This is a genomic window from Catenulispora pinistramenti (assembly GCF_018274385.1).
In the GTDB taxonomy this organism is placed as follows: domain Bacteria; phylum Actinomycetota; class Actinomycetes; order Streptomycetales; family Catenulisporaceae; genus Catenulispora; species Catenulispora pinistramenti.
In genome coordinates this window covers 32,928-53,542 of sequence record NZ_JAAFYZ010000053.1, presented here as the reverse complement: position 1 = coordinate 53,542, position 20,615 = coordinate 32,928, and the positions used below count along the sequence as shown (strand labels likewise).

Genomic DNA, 20,615 nt, shown 5'->3' with positions numbered 1-20,615 from the left:
TGTATAAGAGACAGCCCCAGGACTGCCGATCACCCCGCGCCGGTGGACGGCGATGGACGCCGCGCAGCGAGTGGCCCTGACCGTGGCGGCCCAGCTGTTCGCCGGCGGTGGACCGCGACCGGCGTCCCTGCACGGTCCGGGCCTGATCGCCATCGGCTCCTCGCTGAGCCTGGGCCGCGAACGAGCCCTCAACAGCGCCGCCGAGCTGGACCTGGCGGCCCGGGCGATCCCCGCCCTCGACGCGCTCGCCCACCTGGACGGCGAAGACCGCAGGCGGCTGGCGGCCCGGACGCGCCGCCGGTTCGGCGCCCCCGAGGACCCGGGCGCGCCGGGCGCGCTGGACGGCTGGCTGGCCAGCGGGACCGCCGCCGTGATCGCCGGCGAGTTCCGCCTCGCCGCGGTCCCGGTCGCGGTGGAAGCCGCCTGCGCGTCCTCGCTGGCCGCGCTGGACCTCGCGGTGGGCGCCCTGCGCAGCGGTACCGCCCGCTACGCGATCGCCGGCGGTGTGGAACTGGCCTGCAACGTACGGGATCTGATCCTGTGCTCATCGCTCGGCCTGCTCTCGCACAGCAAGATCACCCCCTTCGACGAAGCAGCCGACGGCTTCTCGCCCGGCGACGGGTGCGCGCTGTTCCTGCTCAAGCGACACAGCGACGCCCTGGCGGACGGCGACCGCATCCTCGGCGTGATCCGCGGCGTGGGGGGATCCAACGACGCCCACTCCCTCATCGCGCCGGACCGCGGCGGCCAGGCGCGTGCCATGCGCCAGGCGTTCGGCGACGCGGGCTTCGGCCCCGACACGGTCGACTACCTGGAGGCGCACGGCACCGGCACCCGGGTCGGCGACCGGGTCGAACTGTCGGCCGTCACCGACGTCTACGGCGGGGGCGAGCGCCGGCGCCCCCTACAGGTGGGCTCGGCCAAGTCGTTCTTCGGCCACACCTTCGCCGCGGCCGGGGCCGCCGGCCTGCTGCGGGTGCTTCTCGCCCTCCAGGCCCGCACGTTCCCGCCGAACGCCAACCTGGGCACCATCAGCCCCGAACTGGACCTCGACGCGATCCCCGCTTTCATCGACCGCCGGCCCGCGCCGTGGCCCGCCGGAGGGCCCCGGCCGCGGCGGGCGGCCCTGAGCTCTTTCGGTACCGGCGGCATCAATTACCACGTCCTGATCGAAGAACACCCGGACGGAGTGTCATGAAACTCGACCTGGAGCCCGAGACGCACCAGATGCGCGACCTGGTCCGCGACTTCGCGCGCAGCAAGCTGAACGGCGCCGCCGATCCTCATCCGGAGCAGTTCCGCGCACGCTGGCGCGCGGCCGCTGACCTGGGACTGACCGGCTGCTGCGCGCCGGTCGAACACGGCGGCAGCGGCATGGGGGCCGCGGACACCGCGGGCGTGCTGGAGGCGCTCGGCGAAGGCACCGGCGATACCGGATTCGCGTTCTCCGTCGCAGCGCACTTGCTCGCCTGCGTCACCCCGCTGGTGCACTTCGGCAGCGAGGAGCAAAAGCGGCGCTGGCTGCCCGGGCTGTGCTCGGGGGAGTTGATAGCCGCCCACGCGGTGACCGAGCCGGAGGCCGGGTCCGACGCGATGCACCTGCGCACACGCGCCGAACGAGTCGGCGACCACTACCTGATCACCGGGGTCAAGGCCTTCATCACCAACGCACCGGTCGCCGACATCTTCATAGTCCAGGCGGCGACCGAACCCGACGGCGGCGTGTTCGGCCTGACCACGTTCCTGGTCGAGGCGGGAACACCGGGCCTGGGCATCGGCAGGCCGGAAAGCAAGGTGGGTCTGCACGGATCTCCCATGGCCGAGATCCACCTCGACGGCTGCACAGTGCCCGTGGACCACGTCCTGGGCGTACCCGGTGGGGGAGCGAGCGTCTTCACGGCTTCCATGCACTGGGAGCGGACCTGCTTGTTCGCGGTCTACCTGGGGGCGATGAAGCGCGTGATCGACTCGACGGTCGCCTATGTCCGACAGCGCGAACAGTTCGGCACGCCGATCGGTGCCTTCCAAGCCGTCAGTCATCGAGTCGTAGACATGCTCCTGCGATACGAGGGAGCGCGCCTGCTCCTTTACAAAGCCGCGCACGACCTCGACCAGGGTGCCGTCGACGGTGTCTCCGCCGCGCTGGCGAAGATCGCCGTCAGCGAGGCGGCGGTCCAGGTCGGTCTCGACGCGATCCAGCTGCGCGGGGCGCAGGGCGTCATGCACGGCGAGGCCGAGCAGATGCTTCGGGACTGCCTGCCCTCCCGCATCTTCTCCGGCAGCAACGAGATCCAGCGCAACAACGTCGCCCGCGTCTTGCGCCTCGATCGCCTTGAACGTCCCGCACACGGCGCCTGACCGGTCGGCGTCAGTCCCGTCAGTCCGGTGTCACATCCACCCCTGAGTTTCCGATCGACGATGGAGTCGCCATGCACGTGATCGTTCATCCCATCCGGCTTCGCCCAGGAGTCAGCCCCGCCCGATTCGAGGCCTGGGTCCGCGAAACTGACTACGCGACCTGTCCTCAGTTGTCCAGCGTGAACGCCTTCACCGTGCACCGGGTCTCCGATGATCCGGATGCCAAGGTCCACTTCTTCGAGATCATCTGGGCCAGCAGTCGTGCGGCCTTCGAGCGGGACATGCAGGTCAGCGCGTTCCGTTCGCTCAGCGCCGAGTTCTCCGCGCTGGCCTCGGTCGTGTCCGAGATCTCCGGGGATCCCATCGAGCCGGGCTACCTGGCCGCCTGAAAGGACGGACCATCCGATGACGGCACAACGACCTCCCTCGTCAGAATCGTCCGCCGCGGCGCCCGTCGGAACGGCGCCGTCGCAGTCGGCGCGCAGCACCTTCCTCCCGTTCCGGCGCCGCCGGGTGATCTATCTGGTGGTGGTGCTGTGGCTGATCGTCATCGGCACCACGGCCGGCTTCTCCGGCAAGCTCTCCGGCGCTGAGAAGAACACGGTCGAGCAGTCCCTGCCCAGCAGCGCGGAGTCCACCCAGGTCTACAAGATCCAGTCGCTGTTCCAGAATCCGGACACGGTGCCGGCCGTCATCGTCTACGAGCGCGCGAGCGGCCTGACGGCGCAGGACCGGGCCAAGGCCACGGCCGACGCCAAGCAGTACGGCACTCGCACCGACCTCAGCGGGCAGGTCTTCGGTCCGCAGTTCTCCACCGACGGCCAGGCTGCCGAGACGGTGGTCCCGCTCAACCTCGGTCAGAACTCCCTGTCCAAGGCCAAAGGCGCGGTGACCGCGCTGCGCGGCGTCGCCGCGAACCAGGCGCCGGCCGGCCTCGCGATCCATGTCGCGGGACCCGCGGGCTACTCGGCCGACCTGAGCAAAGCGGTCGGCGGCATCGACAGCACCCTGCTGTACTCCACGCTCGTCGTCGTCATCGCCATCCTGCTGCTGACCTACCGCAGCCCGGTGCTGTGGCTGTTCCCCATCATCTGCGCGGGCATCGCGCTGACAGTGGCGCAGGGGATCATCTACCTGCTCGCGGCCCATGCCGGACTGACGGTCAGCTCCGACGGCGCCGGCATCCTCACCATTCTCGTCTTCGGTGCCACCACCGACTACTCGCTCCTGCTGATCGCCCGCTACCGCGAAGAGTTGCGCAACCACGACAGCCGCGCCGAGGCCATGTCGGTCGCCCTGCGCCGTTCCGGGCCCGCGGTGATCGCCAGTGCGGCCACCGTCGCGATCAGCATGCTCTGCCTCAGTTTCGCCGACATGAACGCCACCAGGGGCCTCGGGCCGGTGTTCGCGGTCGGCATCGTGGTCGGTGCCCTGGTGATGCTCACCTTGTTCCCCCTGCTCATGGTCGTCTGCGGCCGGTGGATCTTCTGGCCCTCCGTTCCCCGCGTCGGCGGCGGCGAGCACGCGAACGTGGGCCGTTGGGCCGCCGTCGGCGACCGGATCGCCCGCCGGCCACGCCTGGCCTGGATCGGCACCGCGCTGGTCCTCGCCGTGGGGGCCATCGGCATCGGGCAACTGCACTCCGGCGGCCTGTCGGTAGCCCAGGAGTTCACGGCCACCCAGGACTCGGTGGTCGGCAACGCCGCCGTCGCCCGCCACTTCGACGCGGCGGTCGCCAGCCCGCTGGTGATCACCGCACGTGCGGGGAGCGCGGACCAGGTGCACCAGGCACTGCAGACGGTGCCCGGCATCGCCTCGGGCACCGTCACCGCGCCCGTGCTGAAGGACGGGTACGCGTATCAGGAGGCGACGCTCACCGGTGCGCCGGACAGTTCGGCGGCCTATGTCACCGTGCGAAACGCCCGCACCGCGGTGCACGCCATCGCGGGCGCGGACGCCAAGGTGGGCGGGGACAGCGCCATGAACCTGGACGCCAGAAGCGCCAGCGAGCACGACCGCGAGCTGATCGCGCCCATCGTCCTGGCCGTGGTGCTCGCCATCCTGATCCTCCTGCTGCGCGCGTTGGTGAGCCCGCTGCTGCTGATCGGCACGGTCGTGCTGTCCTGTGCCACCACCCTGGGCGTGAGCGCGTTGGTGTTCCGGCACGTCTTCCACTTCGGGGCCGAGGACAACTCATTCCCGCTCTACGTCTTCGTCTTCCTGATCGCATTGGGGATCGACTACAACATCTTCTTGATGACTCGGATCCGAGAAGAAGCCCACAGCGTGGGAACACGTCCCGCCACGTTGCGCGGCCTGGCGTCCACCGGTGGTGTCATCACCTCTGCCGGCATCGTCCTCGCCGGCACCTTCGCCGTCCTGGGCACCCTGCCGTTGACCCAGTTCGCCGAACTCGGGTTCGCGGTCGCCTTCGGCGTCCTCGTCGACACCGTCATCGTCCGTTCGGTCATGGTGACCGCCCTGAACCTCGACATCGGCCGTCGTATCTGGTGGCCCAGCGCGCTGTGGCATAAGCAGGATGCCGCTGACGCCACCCCGGTGCGGGACGCCGAAACCCCCGCGCGGTCCTGACCGCCGGTGATTGTTGATCCTGTTTCAAGGGCAAGATGCCCGCATAGTGTGGCCAGTCGGGTACAAAAACATGGGGGATTTCATGAACGCCAGATCTTGTCGTGTGTCGCAGGGGCCTGTCCCGGCCCGTGGTCCGCATCGCGCTGATGTACCCGGCCGAACGGGCCGTCGTCATATCGGAGTACAGATATGAAGCTCAGGGTCCTTCTGTGCTGCGATGGATCGATGCTGTCCGGTTGTCTGCGGCTGCTTCTCACGCAGGCGGAGGACTTCACCGTGGTCGGCGAGGGCGCGGGTGACGTCATCCTGGACGCGGCCCGAGAACTGCGGCCCGACGTGACAGTCGTCGTCTCGCCGGCCTTGACGATCAACGACGTGCACGAGCTCGGCGCCCTCGCCGAGGTCACCAAGGTGGTCCTGGCCGCCAAGGGGGAGAACGCGCACCGGGCCGTCGAGGCGATGCGCCGAGGTGTCCATGCCATCTTGTCGCAGGACGGCTCTGCCGAAAACCTGCTTCAGGTTCTGCGGATGGTCGTGATCAGCGACGTGATGGTCATGCCGGCGGCTGCCGCCATCGAGCTTCGACACGAACCGCGGCCCTGGCACTCCGACACATCCCAGCGCCTGGCTGCCAAGCTGAGCGCACGTCAAGCAGAGACCATGCTCCTGCTCGCGCAGGGGTGTTCAAACCTGCAGATCGCCGAGAAGCTGGCGGTGTCGGACGCGACAGTGCGCTCCCACGTCCACCAGCTCCTCGGCAGACTCGGCGTGCGAACCCGCGCACAGGCCGTCGCGGTCGCCTACGAGACCGGGCTCATCGCCTTGCTGGGCGAAGACTCAGCTATGCGTACGTGATCCCACCGTGGCCGAGCGGGAAGCGGAGAGCTCCCGTTCGGTCCACACTGCCGAAAGATCGTGCAGATCCGGCGCCTGTTCCAGGATCTGCGCCTGCCGGCGCAGGAGCCCGTCGCCGGGTCGCACACCCAGCTGTTCGTCAAGGTGGCGACGGGTGATGGCGTAGGCCTCGAGTGCCTCGCTCTGTCGGCCAGTCCGGTACAGAGCCAGCATCAGCAGTTCGCAGAAGCGCTCACGCAGCGGATAGCGGGCCGTCAACTGCTGGAGTTCAGGAACCGTCTCCCGCTCCTGGCCCAAGGCGATCCTCGCCGTGATCAGGTCTTCCCACGCCACAAGCCGGCGCTCGTCCAGGAGCGCGGCGGCGCCACGGCAGCGCATCCCATCGCCCGCGTCGAGCAAGGCGGGCCCACGCCACAGTCGCAGACTCGACTCCAGCAGCTCCGCGGCGTGTAAGGGGCTCTTCGTCAGCTGAGCAGTTCCCTGCGCAGCAGTGTCGAGAAACCGGTTGCTGTCGATCCACCCCGCCGGCAAATCCAGCAAGTAGCCCTTGGGCACGGCGCGAAGCAATGCCCCCACGGAAGCTCCCCCCGCTGTATCAAGGATCTTGCGCACCCGTGTCGCCGTCACTTGGAGGGCATTGTGCGTGTTGCGCATCGGCTGCCCCGCCCAGAGCTCTTCAGCGAGCTCGACACGTGCCACGGCACGTCCGGGCTCCAGCGCGAGGGTGGCGAGCAGAGCCCGCACCTTGCTCGCTTTTATCTCACGGTGAATTCCATCGTGCACAATTGACACTGGACCAAGAATGCTGATCTCCATGCTTCCCCTCGCAAAGGTGATCAAAGGCCAAAGGCTTCCCCGCATCCCCCCATCAAATCGCCTCAGTTCCTTCTCGAGTCTCCCAGATCGAACACGGAGGCGCCATCCAGCAAACGTATGTAGCGCTTGGAATGCGTCGAGGCGGTTCCGGAAGCCATGGCTCAACCTTTCGTTTAGTGGGCTTCGATCTGTGCAGTACTGCCGGTGCGTTGTGGCGTCTCTTCACATTGCGGAAGTTGTCGATTCAATGAGTATTGCGGATCTAGGTTCAGGCGCGAGTGGCGAAGCTCCAGTATCACGAGAATCTCACGGACTGCGGTGATATGGGTAATATGTGGTGCTGAACCTGTGACGCGCGGAAATGCGCCGAATCCGCTTGGATTAAGAGCGGGAGTCAATGGCGCCGGTCGGCGTCGGCGGTGGATGCGATTTGATCGCGGGATCACCCGCCGACTCAGCGTTCCGCGTTCAAGTGCTCATTCGACAGTTGCTCGACCCGCGGCCCGAACCGCAGGCAGCGGCGTTGCCGCGCCGGGGGAGCGCCGCGTGGTGGCGGGCCAAGGTCGCTCCGGCGGCGTCTGCGGCGTCCGCGGCTGCGGCGACCGGGTACGGGATCGACTACTCCGACGCGTCGCTCACCGCCGCGGGTCTGGGCATCGTCTCGAACTGGGAGTCCGACGGGTTGCAGTCCTGGCAGAACGGCGTTCCCTCCGACCCCTGCTCCCAGGGTGCCGGGCACGCCACTGAGGCGCAGCGGCAGGCGCTGGCCGACGGGATGCCGGCGACGCGGCCGATCTACTTCAGCGTCGACTTCGACCTGCAGCCCTCGATGTATGCCGCGCTCAACTCCTATTTCGACGGCGTCGCCTCGGTGATCGGCCGGTCTCGGACCGGTGCGTACGGCGGCTACCACGTGGTTCAGGAGCTGTTCGACAGCGGCAAGATCGCCTGGGGCTGGCAGACGTACGCGTGGTCCGGCGGCAGCTGGGACAGCCGCGCACAGCTGCGGCAGGTTCAGAACGACATCACGATCGCCGGCCACGACGCGGACCTCGACCAGGCGATGGCCGCCGACTTCGGGCAGTGGGGCGGCACGGGCGGCGGGGGCGGCGGCGTCATCCTGCCGTCCTGGCCGAACATCACCGACGGCCAGTCCGGGCCCAGCGTGCAGGCGGCGCAATACCTGCTGCGATACCACGGTGCCTCGATCACCGCCGACGGCGATTTCGGGCCGTCCGCCCTTGCCGCGACCCAGAGTTTCCAGTCCGCGCACGCCCTGGGCGTCGATGGCCAGGTGGGACCGGAGACCTGGCAGATGCTCGTCGGCAGCTGACTCCTGAGCCCCGGTGGCGACCGAGGCAGCGCTGCGGTCGCCACCGCGACTAAGACAGAGTTCTACGCAGCGAGTTCTATGCAGCGAGCTTCTTGAGCGCGGCCTCCAACGCGTCCAGCACGCCGAGCGCATCGCTGTAGCCGGACGGCAGGAAGTAGATGGTTCCGTAAAGGTGATCAGCCGTCACCGCGGACAGCGTCTTCCACAGCGGTTGCGCGAACAGCTGCGGACCGAGGTTCGCGGGCGCCCCGGTGTTGGTCGCGTAGTAGAAGATCGCGTCGGCGTTCTGGAGCTTGCCGATCGTCTCGTAGGACATGCTCTGCTGGCCGGTGGTCCCCACGGCCTGCGAGGCGTCGGCGAACTTCACTCCGGCGTCGGCGAGGATGCCGCCGACCGGGGAGGCTGCTCCGTAGAGCCAGAACTGGCCGTTGTCGAAGCCGCCTTGAAGCAGGTTCCAGCGCAGTTTCCCGAGCTGGTCCGCGTACGTGGTCTTGATGCCGGCGGCGCGCTCGGTGTAGCGCTTGCGCAGCGCGGCGAGGGCATCGGCCTGCCCGAGCGCGGTGGCGGTGTCCTGGGCCATGTCGCGCCACGGGGCGTTGCTGGCGTTGAACGGCAGGATCACGGTCGGCGCGATCGCTTTGAGCTGTTCGTACGGCGGCTTCTGCCCGTCGATGCCGAGGATCAGGTCGGGCCGCAGCGCCACCACCTTCTCCAGGTCCACCGCGCCGCCGACGGTGCCGTCGGAGATCTTCGGAATCCGCCGCCAGCGTTCCACGAACTGCGGCTCGACGTACTGCTCCCCGGCGCTGTAGACGCCGACCGGGGCGGCGCCCAGGTCGAACATGGCGGCCATGGTGAAGCCGTCGAGCGTGACCACCCGCGTCGGGTTCGCGGGCACCGCGATGGCGCCGTTGACACTGCTCACCGTGCGGGTCGGGCCCGAGCCCGAGGGAGCACGCTTCTTGCCGTCGCTCCCGCCGCATGCGGCCAGTCCGAGGCCGGCCAACCCGGCGAGCCCGCCGGCCAGCAGTCCGCGCCGGGTCAGCTCGTTGACGATGCGGGCGAACTCTTCGTCCACCTTCAGATCGGGCGGGGTGGTCAGGGTGGCGCTCATCAGCGATTCTCCGGGGCTTGGGTCGGTCATGGAATGAAATAAGGTTAGCCTTACCTAAGTGGCGTGCCAAGATCTGGAGCTGCCAAGATCTGGAGCCGGCAAGATCTGGAGCCGGCAAGATCTGGAGTCGCCCAAGATCCGGAGTCGGTCAGGTCCGGTGCCGGGACCACGCCTGCCAGAGGTGGGCATAGTGCCCGTCGGCCGCCAGCAGTTCGTCGTGGGTGCCACGCTCGACGGCGCGGCCGTCGGCCAGCACGACGATCTGCGCGGCGGCCACCACCTGCGAGAGCCGGTGGGCGATGATCAGCGCCCCGCGATCCCGGATGGCCGCTCGCGCCGCCGCGTCCAAAGACCTGGCCGCGTCGCTGCCGCCCTCGGCGGTCGCCTCGTCCAGGATGACGAAGGGCGGGTCCAGCAGGAGGAGCCGGGCCAGGGCCAGGTGCTGGGCTTGGCCGCCGGTCAGCGGGTGGCCGCCGGCGCCGATGAGGGTGTCCGTGCCCTGCGGCAGGGCTGATACCCAAGGCAAGGCGCCGGTGGCGGTCAGTGCGGCGCTGATCTGTGCGTCGTCGGCCTTCGGCGCGGCCAAGCGCAGGTTGTCCGCGACGGTTCCGGCGAACAGGTGCGGCTGCTGGGCGATCAAGGCGACCCGTCCGGCGACCGGCGTACCGCCGATGGTGACGCTGCCCGAGCCCGGCGTGTACAGACCGGCTGCCAGTCCAGCGAGGGTGGACTTGCCGGAGCCGCTGACTCCGACGACCGCGACGTGCCGGTCGGGTGCGATGTCGATGCTGATCCCGGACACGGCCTCCGGTGTGCCGGGCCTACCCGGCCCGCCCGGCGGACCGTAGCGGAAGCTGACCTCGTCGATGACCAGCGAAGCGTCGGCGTCGGCGTCGGTGTCGGCGGTGGCGGTGGCGGTGTCTGTATCTGCGGCAGCGCCGCGGCCGGACGCCGGGACGACGACGGCCGCATGGTCGCGAACCCCCAGCAGCCGCGCGATTCCGGCACCGGCCTGCTGAAGATCGTCGAACACGCCGAGCACAGTGTTGATCGGGTTGAACAGGCCGACGAAGAACAACGCGGCGCTCGTCGCGGCGCCGACAGTGGTACCGCCGTCGTGGATCAGGACCGCGGCGGTGGCCAGGATGGTGCCGAGGCCGATGAGCTCGGCCCCGTTCAGGCGTCCATAGAACCTGGTGGCCAGGCGGGTCGCCTGGATCTCATACGACACCGCGTCCAGCGACGATTGCGCGGCGGCGGCGCGGCGGGCCGGCCCGAGTCGCAGGGCCCGAACAGTCGGCAGCGCGGCGAAGGTCCCGAGCAGCGATTCGGTGCGCCGCCCCTCCGCGATCCGGCCGGCGGCGTAGACCGGCCGCGACGACCGCAGATACCAGCGCAGCGTCCACAGCTGGATCGGCACGGCCGGCAACGCGGCGAGCAGGAAGCGCCAGTCCAGCGCGGCCAGACCGATGAAGGCCGCGCAGATGGCCAGCGCGGCGGAGGTGAAGTCCGCGAGGGACTCCTGCGCGGCGTCAGTGATCTGATCGACGTCGTTGCAGACCCGGGAGATCAGGTCTCCGGAGCCCCCGGCCTCGGCCACGTCCACCGGCAGGGCGACAGCGGCGGCCAGGACGTCCTCCCGCAGTTCGGCGACGGCCGGCAGGACCAGCCGGGCCGAGAGCCGACCCGCCGCCCGGGCCGCCAGCGCGCCCACGAGTACGGCCAGCGCAAGGCGGATGACGGGACCGATCGCCGCCCCACGCCCGCGCCGCTCTACCAGCGCCTGCACGATCTCACCGGTGGCCAGCGGCGCGGCCAGGCCCATCGCGGCGGTCACCACCATCGCGCCGAGGGCCGCGGCCAGCAGCCCCGGCCGACGCCGCGCGTAGCCGGTGGCCCAGGCCAGGCAGCGGCGGTTGTCGGCGACCGGCAGCAGACGTGCGGTGGCAGCGTCGCTGGCAATTGCGCCCGGGTAGGTCGCGCCCGCGCTCGCGCCGCTCCCGATCTCGCTCACGTCGGCCGGCGAAGCCGCCGCCTCCTGCGAGCCCCGCACCGATGCCGTCTGCCCAGGCGCGGTGCTCACCGGACCACCACGGCACGGTAAGCGTCCAGCGACGCGACGAGCTCGTCATGAGTGCTGTCCGCCGCCGTCGTGCCCTTACTCCCGCAGAACACCACCCGATCGCAGCGCGAGAGCAGAGCCGGGCTCGTCGTCACGATCAACGTGGTCTGATTCTCCCGATAGCGGCGCAGGTTGTCGGCGATGACGGCCTCCGTCGCGCTGTCGACGGCGGTCGTGGGGTCGTGCAGCACCAGGACGGCAGGCCGCGCCGCGAGCGCCCGGGCCAGCGCGAGCCGCTGGCGCTGCCCGCCGGACACCGATCGGGTCCCTTCGCCCAGCACCGTGTCCCACCCCTCTGGCAGGGTGCTGATGACCTGGTCCGCGGTAGCCGTCCGCGCCGCCTCAGCGGCCCCGGGGCCAGGTCCAGGCCCGGGTGCCCCGAGGTTGCCGCGGACCGTCCCCGGAAACAGAGCGGCATCGTGCAGCGCGACGAGCACCGTCGACCGCAGGGTGTCGAGATCGTAGTCCCGCAGCGGCCTGCCGCCGAGGCGTACCTCGCCCCGAACCGGGTCGTACTCGCGGGCCAGCAGCGCGGGGACATCGGCCGCCGCGCGGGTGTCGTCCACGACCAGCCCGGTGATCCGGCCGGGCTGGACGGTGAAGTCCAGCGCGGTGCCGGAACGTCCGACGGCGGCCCGGAACTGCAGATCGGCGTTGGACGCGTCGGGAGCGTCGAGTACCGGCTCCGGTGGCTCGCTGACGCCGACCGGTGTCCGGACCAGATCCAAGATGCGTTCGGCCGACGCGATCGCCCTGGCGCGCGCCGGACCCAGACCGAACAGCGTCTGGAGCGAACCGGTGAGGAACTGCGCCAGACCCAGCGCCGAGACGAGGTGTCCGAGGCTGAGCCGGCCGCCCAGGGCGAGCCAGCCGCCGACCCCGGCGACCGCCATCAGGTAGGCGCCGGTTGCCAGGGTCCTGAGTCCGGTGAGCGAGGATTCCATGCGCGCGGTGCGTGCCGCCGCGTTGAGTGCCGATCGGCTGGCGGCGGTATAGGCGTCGGCGGCCGCGCGCTCGGCACCGATTCCACGCAGGACCCGCAGCCCGCGCACGATGTCCTCGGCGAGGGTGGCCGCGTTCGCAGAGCCCTGCTGTTCACTGCGGTAGCCGGCACGCAGCCGGTCCGAAGCCTTGCCGATGGCGAGCAGCAGCACGGTCACGCAGACCAGGACCACCGCGCCGAGCACCGGGGAGAACCCCATGAGCAGCGCGGTGGCGACGACCAACGCCACCACGGCGGCCAGCCCGGAGGCGCAGATGCCGGCGAAGGCACCGATGCGGGCCGCGTCACTGCCGGCCAGGGTGAGCAACGCCCCCGGCGGGGGTTCGACCCCGCCGCCGGCCCGGACGGCCCGGTCCACGACCAGCATGCGCACCTCGTGAGCGGCGTACTGCTTGGCCCGCTGGCTGGCCCGGGCCCCGAACCGGTACGACAGCGACAGCAGTGCGAAGTCGGCGGCGAGCACGGCCAGCCAGGGGGCGGTCGTCGACAGCCCGCCGTCGGCCGCCGCCGCGATCGCCGCGCCGACCACCACCGGCACCAGTGATTCGCCGAGTTGGTGGGTGCTGTAGAGCAGGCACGCCATCGCCAGGTCGCGCCGTCGGGACAGCAGTGCGGCGCGGATCAGTGACGGCGCGGACGCGGGCAGGGTCTCGGTATCCACGGGGGTGGCAGACCTCTACGACAGCGGGGAGGTCGGCCCGATGCCGGGCTTCGCGGCGGCGAGGTGATCGGCCAGTCCCGTGAGCAGCCCGGTGAAGTTGGCGTAGCTGTAGGTGTACCAGGAGGCGAGGTCGGGCCGCCAGAACTGGCCGGCCGCGACCGCCGGGATCTTCGCCCACAGCGGGTTCGTCGGCAGCGGGTCGGTGACGGCCCACACGAGCAGGTCGGCCGGGATCTGCGGCGCCCGTTCCCAGCTGATCGGCTGGCTGTAGGTGTTCTTCTCGCTCTGGGCGATGGCGACCAGCTCGACGCCGAGCCCGGCGACCGTTTTCAGGATCGGCCAGGTGCCGCTGTTCATCACGGCCAGTTCGGTGGCACCGATGTCGAACACGAATCCGACGCGCACGCCGGGGTTGCTCTTCACCGCGCTGCGCACCTTCTCCGCGGCGCTCTGATAGCCGGTCTTCGCCTCGGTGTCGGCCAGCCGTGCGCCCACGGCCGCGGTGATGTTCTCCGCGGTGGTGACGATGTGCTCGATCGGCTGGTACATGCTGATGCCGACGACCGGTGCGATCTGCGCGGCGGCCGCGGTCTTGCCGACGGTCTGCAGGGTGCCGTCGGCCTGGACCACGTCGATGAGCAGATCGGGCTTGGCCCCGGCCAGTGCCTCCAGGTCCAGCTGCGCGTCCTTGCCGCCGATCTGGACGATGCCTTCCTTGGCCAGGTTCAGCTGGACGGATTCGGTGGTGGCCGGGTCGCTGGCGAACGCGGCGACGGGACGCAGCCCGGCGGGCCACAGTGCCGAGGTCACGGTGTCGGTGAGCAGGGCCACGCGCCGGGGCTGGGTCGGCAGCCTCACGGTGGTGCCCCGGTCGTCGGTGAAGGACCAGGATCCCGACCCGGCCGCCTGGGCGGCGGGGGTCTTGTCCGAGCCGCAGGCGGCGAGCAGGCCGGAAAGGCCCGCCCCGGCTATCGAGGCGCCGAGCAGGCGGCGCCGGGACGGGACGAACGGAACGGAGGCGCCGGAAGCTCGGTGACCGGTGCTGCGGGGAGGGGCGATGGGTGTCGGCGACATGGTGCGCGGTTCCTTCGGGTGGTCAGGGGGCGGGAGGCGGTTGTGTGGTGGCGACGGGCAGCAGGGCACGCAGGGCACGCAGGGCTCTCAAGACGAACTCGCTTCTTGCTGCAGCGGGTTCGGTGCCAGCGGGATGACCAGCGGAGTACCGGTCTCGGGATCGTCGATGACCCGGCAGGGCAGACCGAAGACGTCCTCGATCAGCTCGGGGGTGACGACCTCGCCGGGGCGGCCGACGGCGGCGATCGCGCCGTCCCGCATGGCGATCAGGTGGTCGGCGTAGCGGCAGGCCAGATTGAGGTCGTGCAGGACCGCGACCAGGGTGCGTCCGGCGGCGTGCAGCCGGGCGCACAGGTTCAGCACTTCGACCTGGTGGGCCAGATCGAGGAAGGTGGTCGGCTCGTCCAGCAGCAGGATGCCGGTCTCCTGGGCCAGGGCCATCGCGAGCCAGACCCGCTGCCGCTGACCGCCGGAGAGCTCGTCCACGTAAGCGTCGGCGAGCTCGGCGGTGTCGGTGGCGGCCATCGCGTCGCGGACCGCGCGCTCGTCGGCCTCCGACCACCGGCTCAGCAGGTTCTGGTGCGGGTGCCGGCCGCGGGCGACCAGGTCGAGCACGGTGATGCCGTCCGGTGCGACAGGGCCCTGCGGCAGCAGGCCCAGGCGTCGCGCGACCTGTTTGGGAGACAGTGCGTGGATCGGTTCGCCGTCCAGGAAGACCTGACCCCGTATCGGCGACAGCACTCGGGCCAAGGTGCGCAGCAGAGTCGACTTGCCGCAGCCGTTGGCGCCGACGATCACCGTGAAGGAACCGTCGGGGATGTGTACGTCCAGCTCCTCGATCACTGGCTTGCCCTGGTAGCCGACGGTCAGCTTCCGGGCTGACAACCGGTGTCGGCCGGCGGCGTCGACGGCGACCTCCGGCTCCACTGTGCCGGTACCGGCGCGTGTGCCCGTGTCCGTGCCCGTGCCGGTATTCGTGTCGGGGCTCATGGGCGTCCCTTCCGCCATTCCCGGCTCAACAGCCAGGCCAGATACAGGCCGCCGAGGACGGCGGTGACCACCCCGACCGGCAGGCCGGACGGGAACCGCTGGGCCGCCAAGTCGCTGCCGGCCAGCAGGACCGCCCCGGCCAGCGCCGAAGTCAGCGTGTTGGGACCGGCGGTCGCGGTGAGCCGGCGGGCGATCTGCGGGGCGGACAGCGCCACGAAGCCGACCGGTCCGGCCGCGGCGGTCGCGCTCGCCGCCAGCGCCACGCCGACCAGCAACGCGGTGCCGCGCAGCCACTCGACGCGCAGACCCAGCCCGCGGCTGAGGTCGTCGCCGAGTTCCAGCACGCCCAGCGCCCGCGAGATCCACCACGCGGCGGGCAACAGGACCGCCAGCGCCAGGGCCTCCGGCCCGACGTAGTCCCAGCCGCGGCCGTTCAGGCTCCCGATCAGCCACAAGGCGGCGGACTGCGCGTCGTTCTCGCTGGCGCGGATGAGCAGGTACCCGTTCACCGCCGACAGCAGCGCCCCGACCCCGATGCCCACCAGGATCAGCCGGTAGCCGTGCACACCGTGCCGCATGGCCAGGAAGTAGACGGCCGCTGCCGTGGCCAGGCCGCCGAGAACCGCTCCGGCGGCGGTCTGGGCGGCCGTGCCGTGGATCAGGGTGATGACGACCAACGCGCCGGTCGCCGCCCCGGTGTCGAATCCGATGATGTCGGGGCTGCCCAGCGGATTGCGCGAGACGCTCTGGAACAGCGCCCCACCGGCACCCAACGCCGCACCGACCGCCAGCGCGGTCAGCAGCCGCGGCTCCCGCAGCCGGGTGATGATGAACCGGTCCAGGGTGCTGCCGTTGCCGAGAACCGTGCGCACCACGTCCGACAGCGGGACGTGATAGCTCCCGGTGCTCAACGTCAGGGCACTGATCACCAGCCCGGCCGCGACCAGGGCCGCGATCACCAGGCAGGCCCGCGGACTGAGACGGAAGGAGATGGCCGAGCGACCCGGTCGGCCGCGCTTGGCGCCGATCCGGACCGTGACCGGGCGCAGGCGCGCGGCCCGGCCGGAGCCGGCCGGCGCCGTGGATATCCGGGCCCTCATACCTGCCTCACCCGGCGCCGACGGGCCAGCAGGATGAACACCGGAGCCCCGACGAGCGCGGTGACGATCCCGACGTCCACCTCGCCCGGCGGCGCGATGAGCCGGCCGACCACGTCGGCGGCCAGTAGCAGGGTCGGTGCCAGAAGCATCGTGTAGGGCAGCAGCCAGCGGTGGTCGGGGCCGGTGATCTGGCGCGCGGCGTGCGGCACGGCCAGCCCCACGAACCCGATGGGGCCGGCGGCGGCCACCGCGCCGCCGCACAGCAGCGTCACCGAGACCAACGCCAGCGCGCCGACCCGGCCCGGGTGCACGCCGAGCGCGCGACCGGTGTCCTCGCCCAGGGCCAAGGCGTTGAGCGAGCCCGCCAGCGGCAGCGCGATCAGCGCGCCGACGGCCATGAAGCCCCCGGTCTGCCCCAGGACCGCCGACGAGCGTCCGGCCAGCGAACCGACCGACCAGAACCGGAAGTCCTGGAACGCCGCCCGGTCCGACAAAGTCAGAGCACTGACCAGCGCACCGAGGACCGCGCTGACGGTCGCACCGGCCAGCGCCAACCGGATCGGCGCGGTCCCGCGCGGCCCCCGCCCGCCGAGAGTGTGTACCAGCAGCGCGGCTATCCCGGCGCCGAGCAGGGCCGGCCACACCTGAGCCGTCTGCGGGTCCAGATGCAGGACGGCGATACCGACCACCACGGCGGCCGAGGCCCCCATGTTGACGCCGAGCAGCCCGGGATCGGCCAGCGGGTTGCGGGTCACGGCCTGCATCAACGTCCCGGCCAGCCCGAGGGCGGCCCCGACGGCGAGGCCGATCACCGTCCGGGGCAGCCGCAGATCCCTGACGATCAGCGCATCGTCGCTGTTGTCGTGATGGAAGAGCGCGTGCAGCACCGTCCCCAGCGCTATCGGCTTGGTCCCCAACGCCAAGCTGGCGAAGGCCGCCGCCGCGAGCAGGACGGCGCAACCCGCCAGCCCGAGGAACAACCGCGCCCGCCTGCTGCCGCCGACGACCGGAAGGAGCGGGACGGGGACAGCGATGGCGCGGACGTCCCCGGCCTGATCCATGGCTTCCTTCCGAAGGGTTGATCAAAAGTGAGGTTAGGCTAGCCTAACCACGTTTGCGCAGCAAGAAGCGTCCGCCCCACCCGGCGGTCCGCCAGGTCGTGAACTCGGCGGTCCAGGCGGCATCCGGGGGCGGGACGATCCGGGTCAACGCCGGCAGCGGTTTGGTGCGGCAGTTATTGCCCGGAAGGTCGCTAGGCTCGAAGGATGCGTGTCGACCTCATCACACCCCACGATCATGCGACGGACTGCTCGGTGTGCGAAGAGGCCAGGGAGTCGTTTCGCTACTACCTGAACGATGACGAGAAGCATGACCTTCAGGCCGAACTGCTCCGGCATGATCCGCCAGGGATCGAGAAGGTCCTGCTGCGTGAGACGGCCGGCGCCTTCCTGGCTGAGCGGCGATCGCCGCCTGTGGTCCAGTGGTTCCTGTCGTACGCCGACGCAAGCCGACTTGGGATTGGTCGTGCCGGCCGTCATGCCCGGCCGGCTGTCGCTCACGTTCGGCGACTTGGTCCAGGTCAAGAAGTCCAATCGCATCGCCAAGCCCACGGCGCGCGCCCAGACCTGGCCGATCAAGGCGCGGCAGTTGGCAGATTTTGCTCGGGATGTGGACGGGCAGCGCCGGTGAAGATGCGGTTCGTGTCGCTCGCGGCGATGCCGGGACCATCCGGCCCATGAACGTGCTGGAGATCGAGGTCCGAGGCGTCGGCGACGACAACCAGCCGGGAGCCTGAACGGTGATACTGACGGTGGACGCGGCCTTCGGCGAGGTTGATCTCAAGGCCTCGGCAGAGGAACTGATCGCCCTAGCCGGCGCCGTGGCACAGGGCACTGGGTACGTCGTTTCCACACCTGCCCGGGACAGCGGCGGGTTGGTGGGAATCCAGGTGGTGCAGTCCTCGGGCCCCGGGGTTCGTCTTGACCTCGATATCCGGCGGAAGGTGCTCGTCATCAGTGGAGATCAGGCGTCCAGGAAGATCCTCGCTGAGAACCTCCACGACCTGGCCGCCGTAGAGGACGGCTACCATCTGCACATCGACTACTTCCCCGATCATGCCTACCTGGCCGAGGGGTCCATGTCGCTGGTGGTCAGCAGCCCTCGCGGAGGCATGCCGACCCGGTGAATCGCTCGCCGAGATCGCTGTTGCCTCGAAGCTGCGGCACATCCGAAGCGCCTTCACAGAATGTGTGCCTGATCCCCGTACCCATCCACAGCGCCTTCTCTACCCACAGCGCCTTCCCTACTGTGTCCGACGTAGAGTGCTGTTGCCACCCAGGAGGAGCGTGCGTGCACACCATTTCTGATCAGACCGGAAAGCGGTTCGTCAGCACCGACGTTGTCCGGTCGAGGCCGGCCGACGTGCTGATGGGGATGCGGCCAGCTGAGTGGCTCGTCGCAGCGCGGCTCGCCGACACGAAGCCGGCGTTCTAGGGTGCGCCGGGCGGCAGCGGCCCTCCTCGCGTTGACCGTGGGGTGCGTGCTGGCCGACTCGGCGGTGGTCACCCTCGCCCTGCCGGAGATCTTGCAGCGCCTCCACACCACGGTGGGGCAGGTCGCGTGGGTGCTGATCGCGTTCAACCTCGTTCTGGCCGTCGTCGCCCGGCCCGCCGCGTGGTTCTACAGGACACGGGATCCGGCTGTTTTGTGTGCGGCCGGCATCGCGGTGTTCGCCGGGGCCTCGGCGTTGTGCGCGGTGGCCGGTTCCCTGGATGTTCTGGTCGCCGCCCGGTCGGTGCAGGCGGTGGGCGGCGCGTTCGCGGTGATCGGCAGCCTTCAGCTCCTGGTCGACGAGCTGAGTGAGCGTCGCGGGACGGCATGGTGGATCGCCGCCGGCGTGTTCGGAACCGCTGTCGGCCCGGTGGCCGGTGGGTTGTTGACCGATGCGTTCTCCTGGCGCTCGATCTTCATCGTCCAGGTGCCGATCGCGGTACTGGCCGTTCCTGCCGCTCTCGCCAAGCGCCGCAGGAACGGGCAGGGCCTCGCCGACGACGCACAGGAGCACGACGCACAGGAACACGACGCACAGGAACCCCACACACAGGAACCCCACGCACAGAAACACCGTGTGCGGATCCGGCCGAACATCGCCCTGGCGCTGCTCTCGGCGGCGCTGACCGCGGCGCTGTTCCTGTTCGTGCTGCTCCTGGTCGACGGCTGGCGTCGATCACCGGCGGTCGCAGCCGTCACGGTGTCGGTGATACCGCTCGCGGCGCTCCTGGCCCGGCCGCTAGCCCGGATGCTGCGGTCGGGGCCGATGGCACAGACGATGTCGGGATGCCTGCTCATCGCCGGCGGCCTGACCGGGTTGGCGCTGCTGCCGTCGGCCGATCTCGCGTGGACGATCGCACCGCAGGCGCTCGTCGGACTCGGGCTCGGTCTGACGCTGGATCCCCTGACCCTGCAGGCGATGGACGGCCGCAGACCGCATTTCCTGCACGGCGGCTGGACCATCGCGGCCCGGCACGCGGGGGTGGTCCTGGGACTCGCGATTCTCACGCCTGTCTTCACCGCGGACCTTCGCAGTGCCCAGCCACCCGCGGAAGACGCCATCACCGCGCTGGTGCTCAACGCTCCGCTGGCGCCCCAGGACAAAATCGCGATCGCTCGCGGACTGGCCGATCAGCTGAAGCAGGATCGCGGCCGGGTGCCCGACCTGGACCCCGCCTTCGAGCAACTGAGCGTGCCCGCGGCGGAGAAGCCCGCTGTGGCGCAGCTTGAACGGAGCCTCAACCTTCAGCTCCAACGGGCCGCCACCCACGCGTTCCGCAACGCCTTCCTGATCGGTGCGGCACTCGCCCTCGTGGCGCTGCTGTCCCTGATCCCGCTGCGTCGCCGGGGCACGCGATGACCGGCGCGGCCCGCCTGCGCGCGGGGGCGCTCCCGGCTCTGGCCGCCGTGCTGGTGAGTGGAGTGCTGGCCGTCCAGCTCGCCAACGGCGGCGGCCACTACAGCCCGCTTCGCCCAGCCGACTCATGTGTCGCAGCACCGGCCAGCTCGGTGTCGACGGGGATCGACGGCCTGACCGAGGAGCTCGTCGTGACCGGTCTGGCCGCCGCCGCCTGCCAGATCGGCGTCTCCCGTGAGGCCTTCGCCCTCCAGCTCGCCCAGCCCGGCGTCCGCACCGACGCGCAGATCAACGCGCTGCGAACCGGGCTGCTCACCGCCGTCGACAGCCTGAAGGCCGCCGGCAAGCTCCCGCGGGCATCGCAACTCGCCCGCGAGGCAGTCGACGCCTCGAACCTCAGCGGTCTGCGCAAGGCGGCGATCCGCGCGATCCCCGACGCGCTCATCGACAAAACCCTTACGACCGATGACGTCCTGCGTCGTACCATCAACGATCTCGACCTGCGTACCCTGCTGGCGAACCTCGGCAACCGTCACAACCTGACCACCCAGGTGGACACGGCCGTCACGAAGGCGGTCATGGAACGCCTCGCGGATGATCTGCACTGATATCCGTCATCAGTTCCCTGAGTTCAGCGCGACGGCCGGCACCAGATCGGGACCGAAGGACCCTGCGAATCACGAAAGGTGG

18 protein-coding genes are annotated in these 20,615 nt (G+C 70.3%); 10 read left to right on the top strand and 8 right to left on the bottom strand.

Annotation, left to right across the window (positions count from 1 at the left end):
- Positions 1–22 precede the first annotated feature (22 nt).
- From KGQ19_RS17545 to KGQ19_RS17525, 5 genes are all read left to right on the top strand, one after another.
- Entirely contained in the window at positions 23–1,198 is a 1,176-nt protein-coding gene (locus KGQ19_RS17545; RefSeq protein WP_268907864.1) for a polyketide synthase, read from the top strand.
- Positions 1,195–2,358: an L-prolyl-[peptidyl-carrier protein] dehydrogenase gene (gene redW, locus KGQ19_RS17540; protein ID WP_212010255.1), complete on the top strand. Its 1,164-nt coding sequence runs from the start codon at positions 1,195–1,197 to the stop codon at positions 2,356–2,358. Before KGQ19_RS17545 ends, redW begins: the two co-directional genes overlap by 4 nt.
- A gap of 71 nt (positions 2,359–2,429) precedes the next feature.
- The gene (locus KGQ19_RS17535; RefSeq protein WP_212010254.1) at positions 2,430–2,747 is read left to right on the top strand and encodes a RedY/HapK family protein; all 318 of its coding nucleotides are present in this window, start codon (positions 2,430–2,432) and stop codon (positions 2,745–2,747) included.
- Between the two features lie 16 nt (positions 2,748–2,763).
- The gene (locus KGQ19_RS17530) at positions 2,764–4,950 is read left to right on the top strand and encodes an MMPL family transporter (RefSeq protein ID WP_212010253.1); all 2,187 of its coding nucleotides are present in this window, start codon (positions 2,764–2,766) and stop codon (positions 4,948–4,950) included.
- Positions 4,951–5,175: 225 nt separating this feature from the next.
- Positions 5,176–5,805 carry a LuxR C-terminal-related transcriptional regulator gene (locus KGQ19_RS17525; protein WP_212010252.1) on the top strand — a complete coding sequence of 210 codons (630 nt, stop codon included), beginning with the start codon at positions 5,176–5,178 and terminating at the stop codon, positions 5,803–5,805.
- On the opposite strand, the gene KGQ19_RS17520 is transcribed toward KGQ19_RS17525, so the two are convergent.
- Complete coding sequence (locus tag KGQ19_RS17520) at positions 5,788–6,621, bottom strand: AfsR/SARP family transcriptional regulator (protein WP_212010251.1); 834 nt, start codon at positions 6,619–6,621, stop codon at positions 5,788–5,790. The two genes, KGQ19_RS17525 and KGQ19_RS17520, sit on opposite strands and share 18 nt — an antisense overlap.
- A 472-nt stretch (positions 6,622–7,093) precedes the next feature.
- Between KGQ19_RS17520 and KGQ19_RS17515 the strand changes: the two genes are divergently transcribed.
- On the top strand, positions 7,094–7,954 hold the full coding sequence (locus tag KGQ19_RS17515; RefSeq protein ID WP_212010250.1) for a glycoside hydrolase domain-containing protein: 861 nt from the start codon (positions 7,094–7,096) through the stop codon (positions 7,952–7,954).
- A 76-nt stretch (positions 7,955–8,030) separates the two neighbouring features.
- Here the strand turns inward: KGQ19_RS17515 and KGQ19_RS17510 are convergent, their stop codons facing one another.
- The 7 genes from KGQ19_RS17510 to KGQ19_RS17480 form a co-directional block, all read right to left on the bottom strand.
- Positions 8,031–9,068, bottom strand: coding sequence for an iron-siderophore ABC transporter substrate-binding protein (locus tag KGQ19_RS17510; RefSeq protein WP_212010249.1), 1,038 nt, complete (start codon positions 9,066–9,068; stop codon positions 8,031–8,033).
- 148 nt (positions 9,069–9,216) lie between these two features.
- Positions 9,217–11,151: an ABC transporter ATP-binding protein gene (locus tag KGQ19_RS17505; RefSeq protein ID WP_212010248.1), complete on the bottom strand. Its 1,935-nt coding sequence runs from the start codon at positions 11,149–11,151 to the stop codon at positions 9,217–9,219.
- Positions 11,148–12,854 (bottom strand): ATP-binding cassette domain-containing protein, encoded by a 1,707-nt coding sequence (locus tag KGQ19_RS17500; RefSeq protein ID WP_212010247.1) that lies wholly within the window; start codon positions 12,852–12,854, stop codon positions 11,148–11,150. Before KGQ19_RS17500 ends, KGQ19_RS17505 begins: the two co-directional genes overlap by 4 nt.
- Before the next feature lie 15 nt (positions 12,855–12,869).
- Complete coding sequence (locus tag KGQ19_RS17495; RefSeq protein WP_212010246.1) at positions 12,870–13,928, bottom strand: ABC transporter substrate-binding protein; 1,059 nt, start codon at positions 13,926–13,928, stop codon at positions 12,870–12,872.
- Between the two features lie 87 nt (positions 13,929–14,015).
- A complete protein-coding gene (locus tag KGQ19_RS17490; protein WP_212010245.1) occupies positions 14,016–14,918 on the bottom strand; it encodes an ABC transporter ATP-binding protein in 903 nt (300 codons plus the stop codon).
- Positions 14,915–16,018, bottom strand: coding sequence for a FecCD family ABC transporter permease (locus KGQ19_RS17485; protein ID WP_212010244.1), 1,104 nt, complete (start codon positions 16,016–16,018; stop codon positions 14,915–14,917). The genes KGQ19_RS17490 and KGQ19_RS17485 overlap by 4 nt, the downstream gene beginning before the upstream one ends.
- Positions 16,015–17,079 carry a FecCD family ABC transporter permease gene (locus KGQ19_RS17480; protein ID WP_212010243.1) on the bottom strand — a complete coding sequence of 355 codons (1,065 nt, stop codon included), beginning with the start codon at positions 17,077–17,079 and terminating at the stop codon, positions 16,015–16,017. The genes KGQ19_RS17485 and KGQ19_RS17480 overlap by 4 nt, the downstream gene beginning before the upstream one ends.
- A gap of 463 nt (positions 17,080–17,542) precedes the next feature.
- On the opposite strand from KGQ19_RS17480, the gene KGQ19_RS17475 reads away from it, so the two are divergent.
- The 4 genes from KGQ19_RS17475 to KGQ19_RS17460 all read left to right on the top strand — a co-directional run bounded on the left by KGQ19_RS17475 (position 17,543) and on the right by KGQ19_RS17460 (position 20,533).
- On the top strand, positions 17,543–17,707 hold the full coding sequence (locus KGQ19_RS17475) for a hypothetical protein (RefSeq protein WP_212010242.1): 165 nt from the start codon (positions 17,543–17,545) through the stop codon (positions 17,705–17,707).
- 121 nt (positions 17,708–17,828) lie between these two features.
- Positions 17,829–18,203 carry an Imm32 family immunity protein gene (locus KGQ19_RS17470; RefSeq protein WP_212010241.1) on the top strand — a complete coding sequence of 125 codons (375 nt, stop codon included), beginning with the start codon at positions 17,829–17,831 and terminating at the stop codon, positions 18,201–18,203.
- A 354-nt stretch (positions 18,204–18,557) separates the two neighbouring features.
- Positions 18,558–19,928, top strand: coding sequence for an MFS transporter (locus tag KGQ19_RS17465; RefSeq protein WP_438801869.1), 1,371 nt, complete (start codon positions 18,558–18,560; stop codon positions 19,926–19,928).
- Entirely contained in the window at positions 19,925–20,533 is a 609-nt protein-coding gene (locus KGQ19_RS17460; protein WP_212010239.1) for a hypothetical protein, read from the top strand. The genes KGQ19_RS17465 and KGQ19_RS17460 overlap by 4 nt, the downstream gene beginning before the upstream one ends.
- The last annotated feature ends 82 nt before the right edge of the window (positions 20,534–20,615 follow it).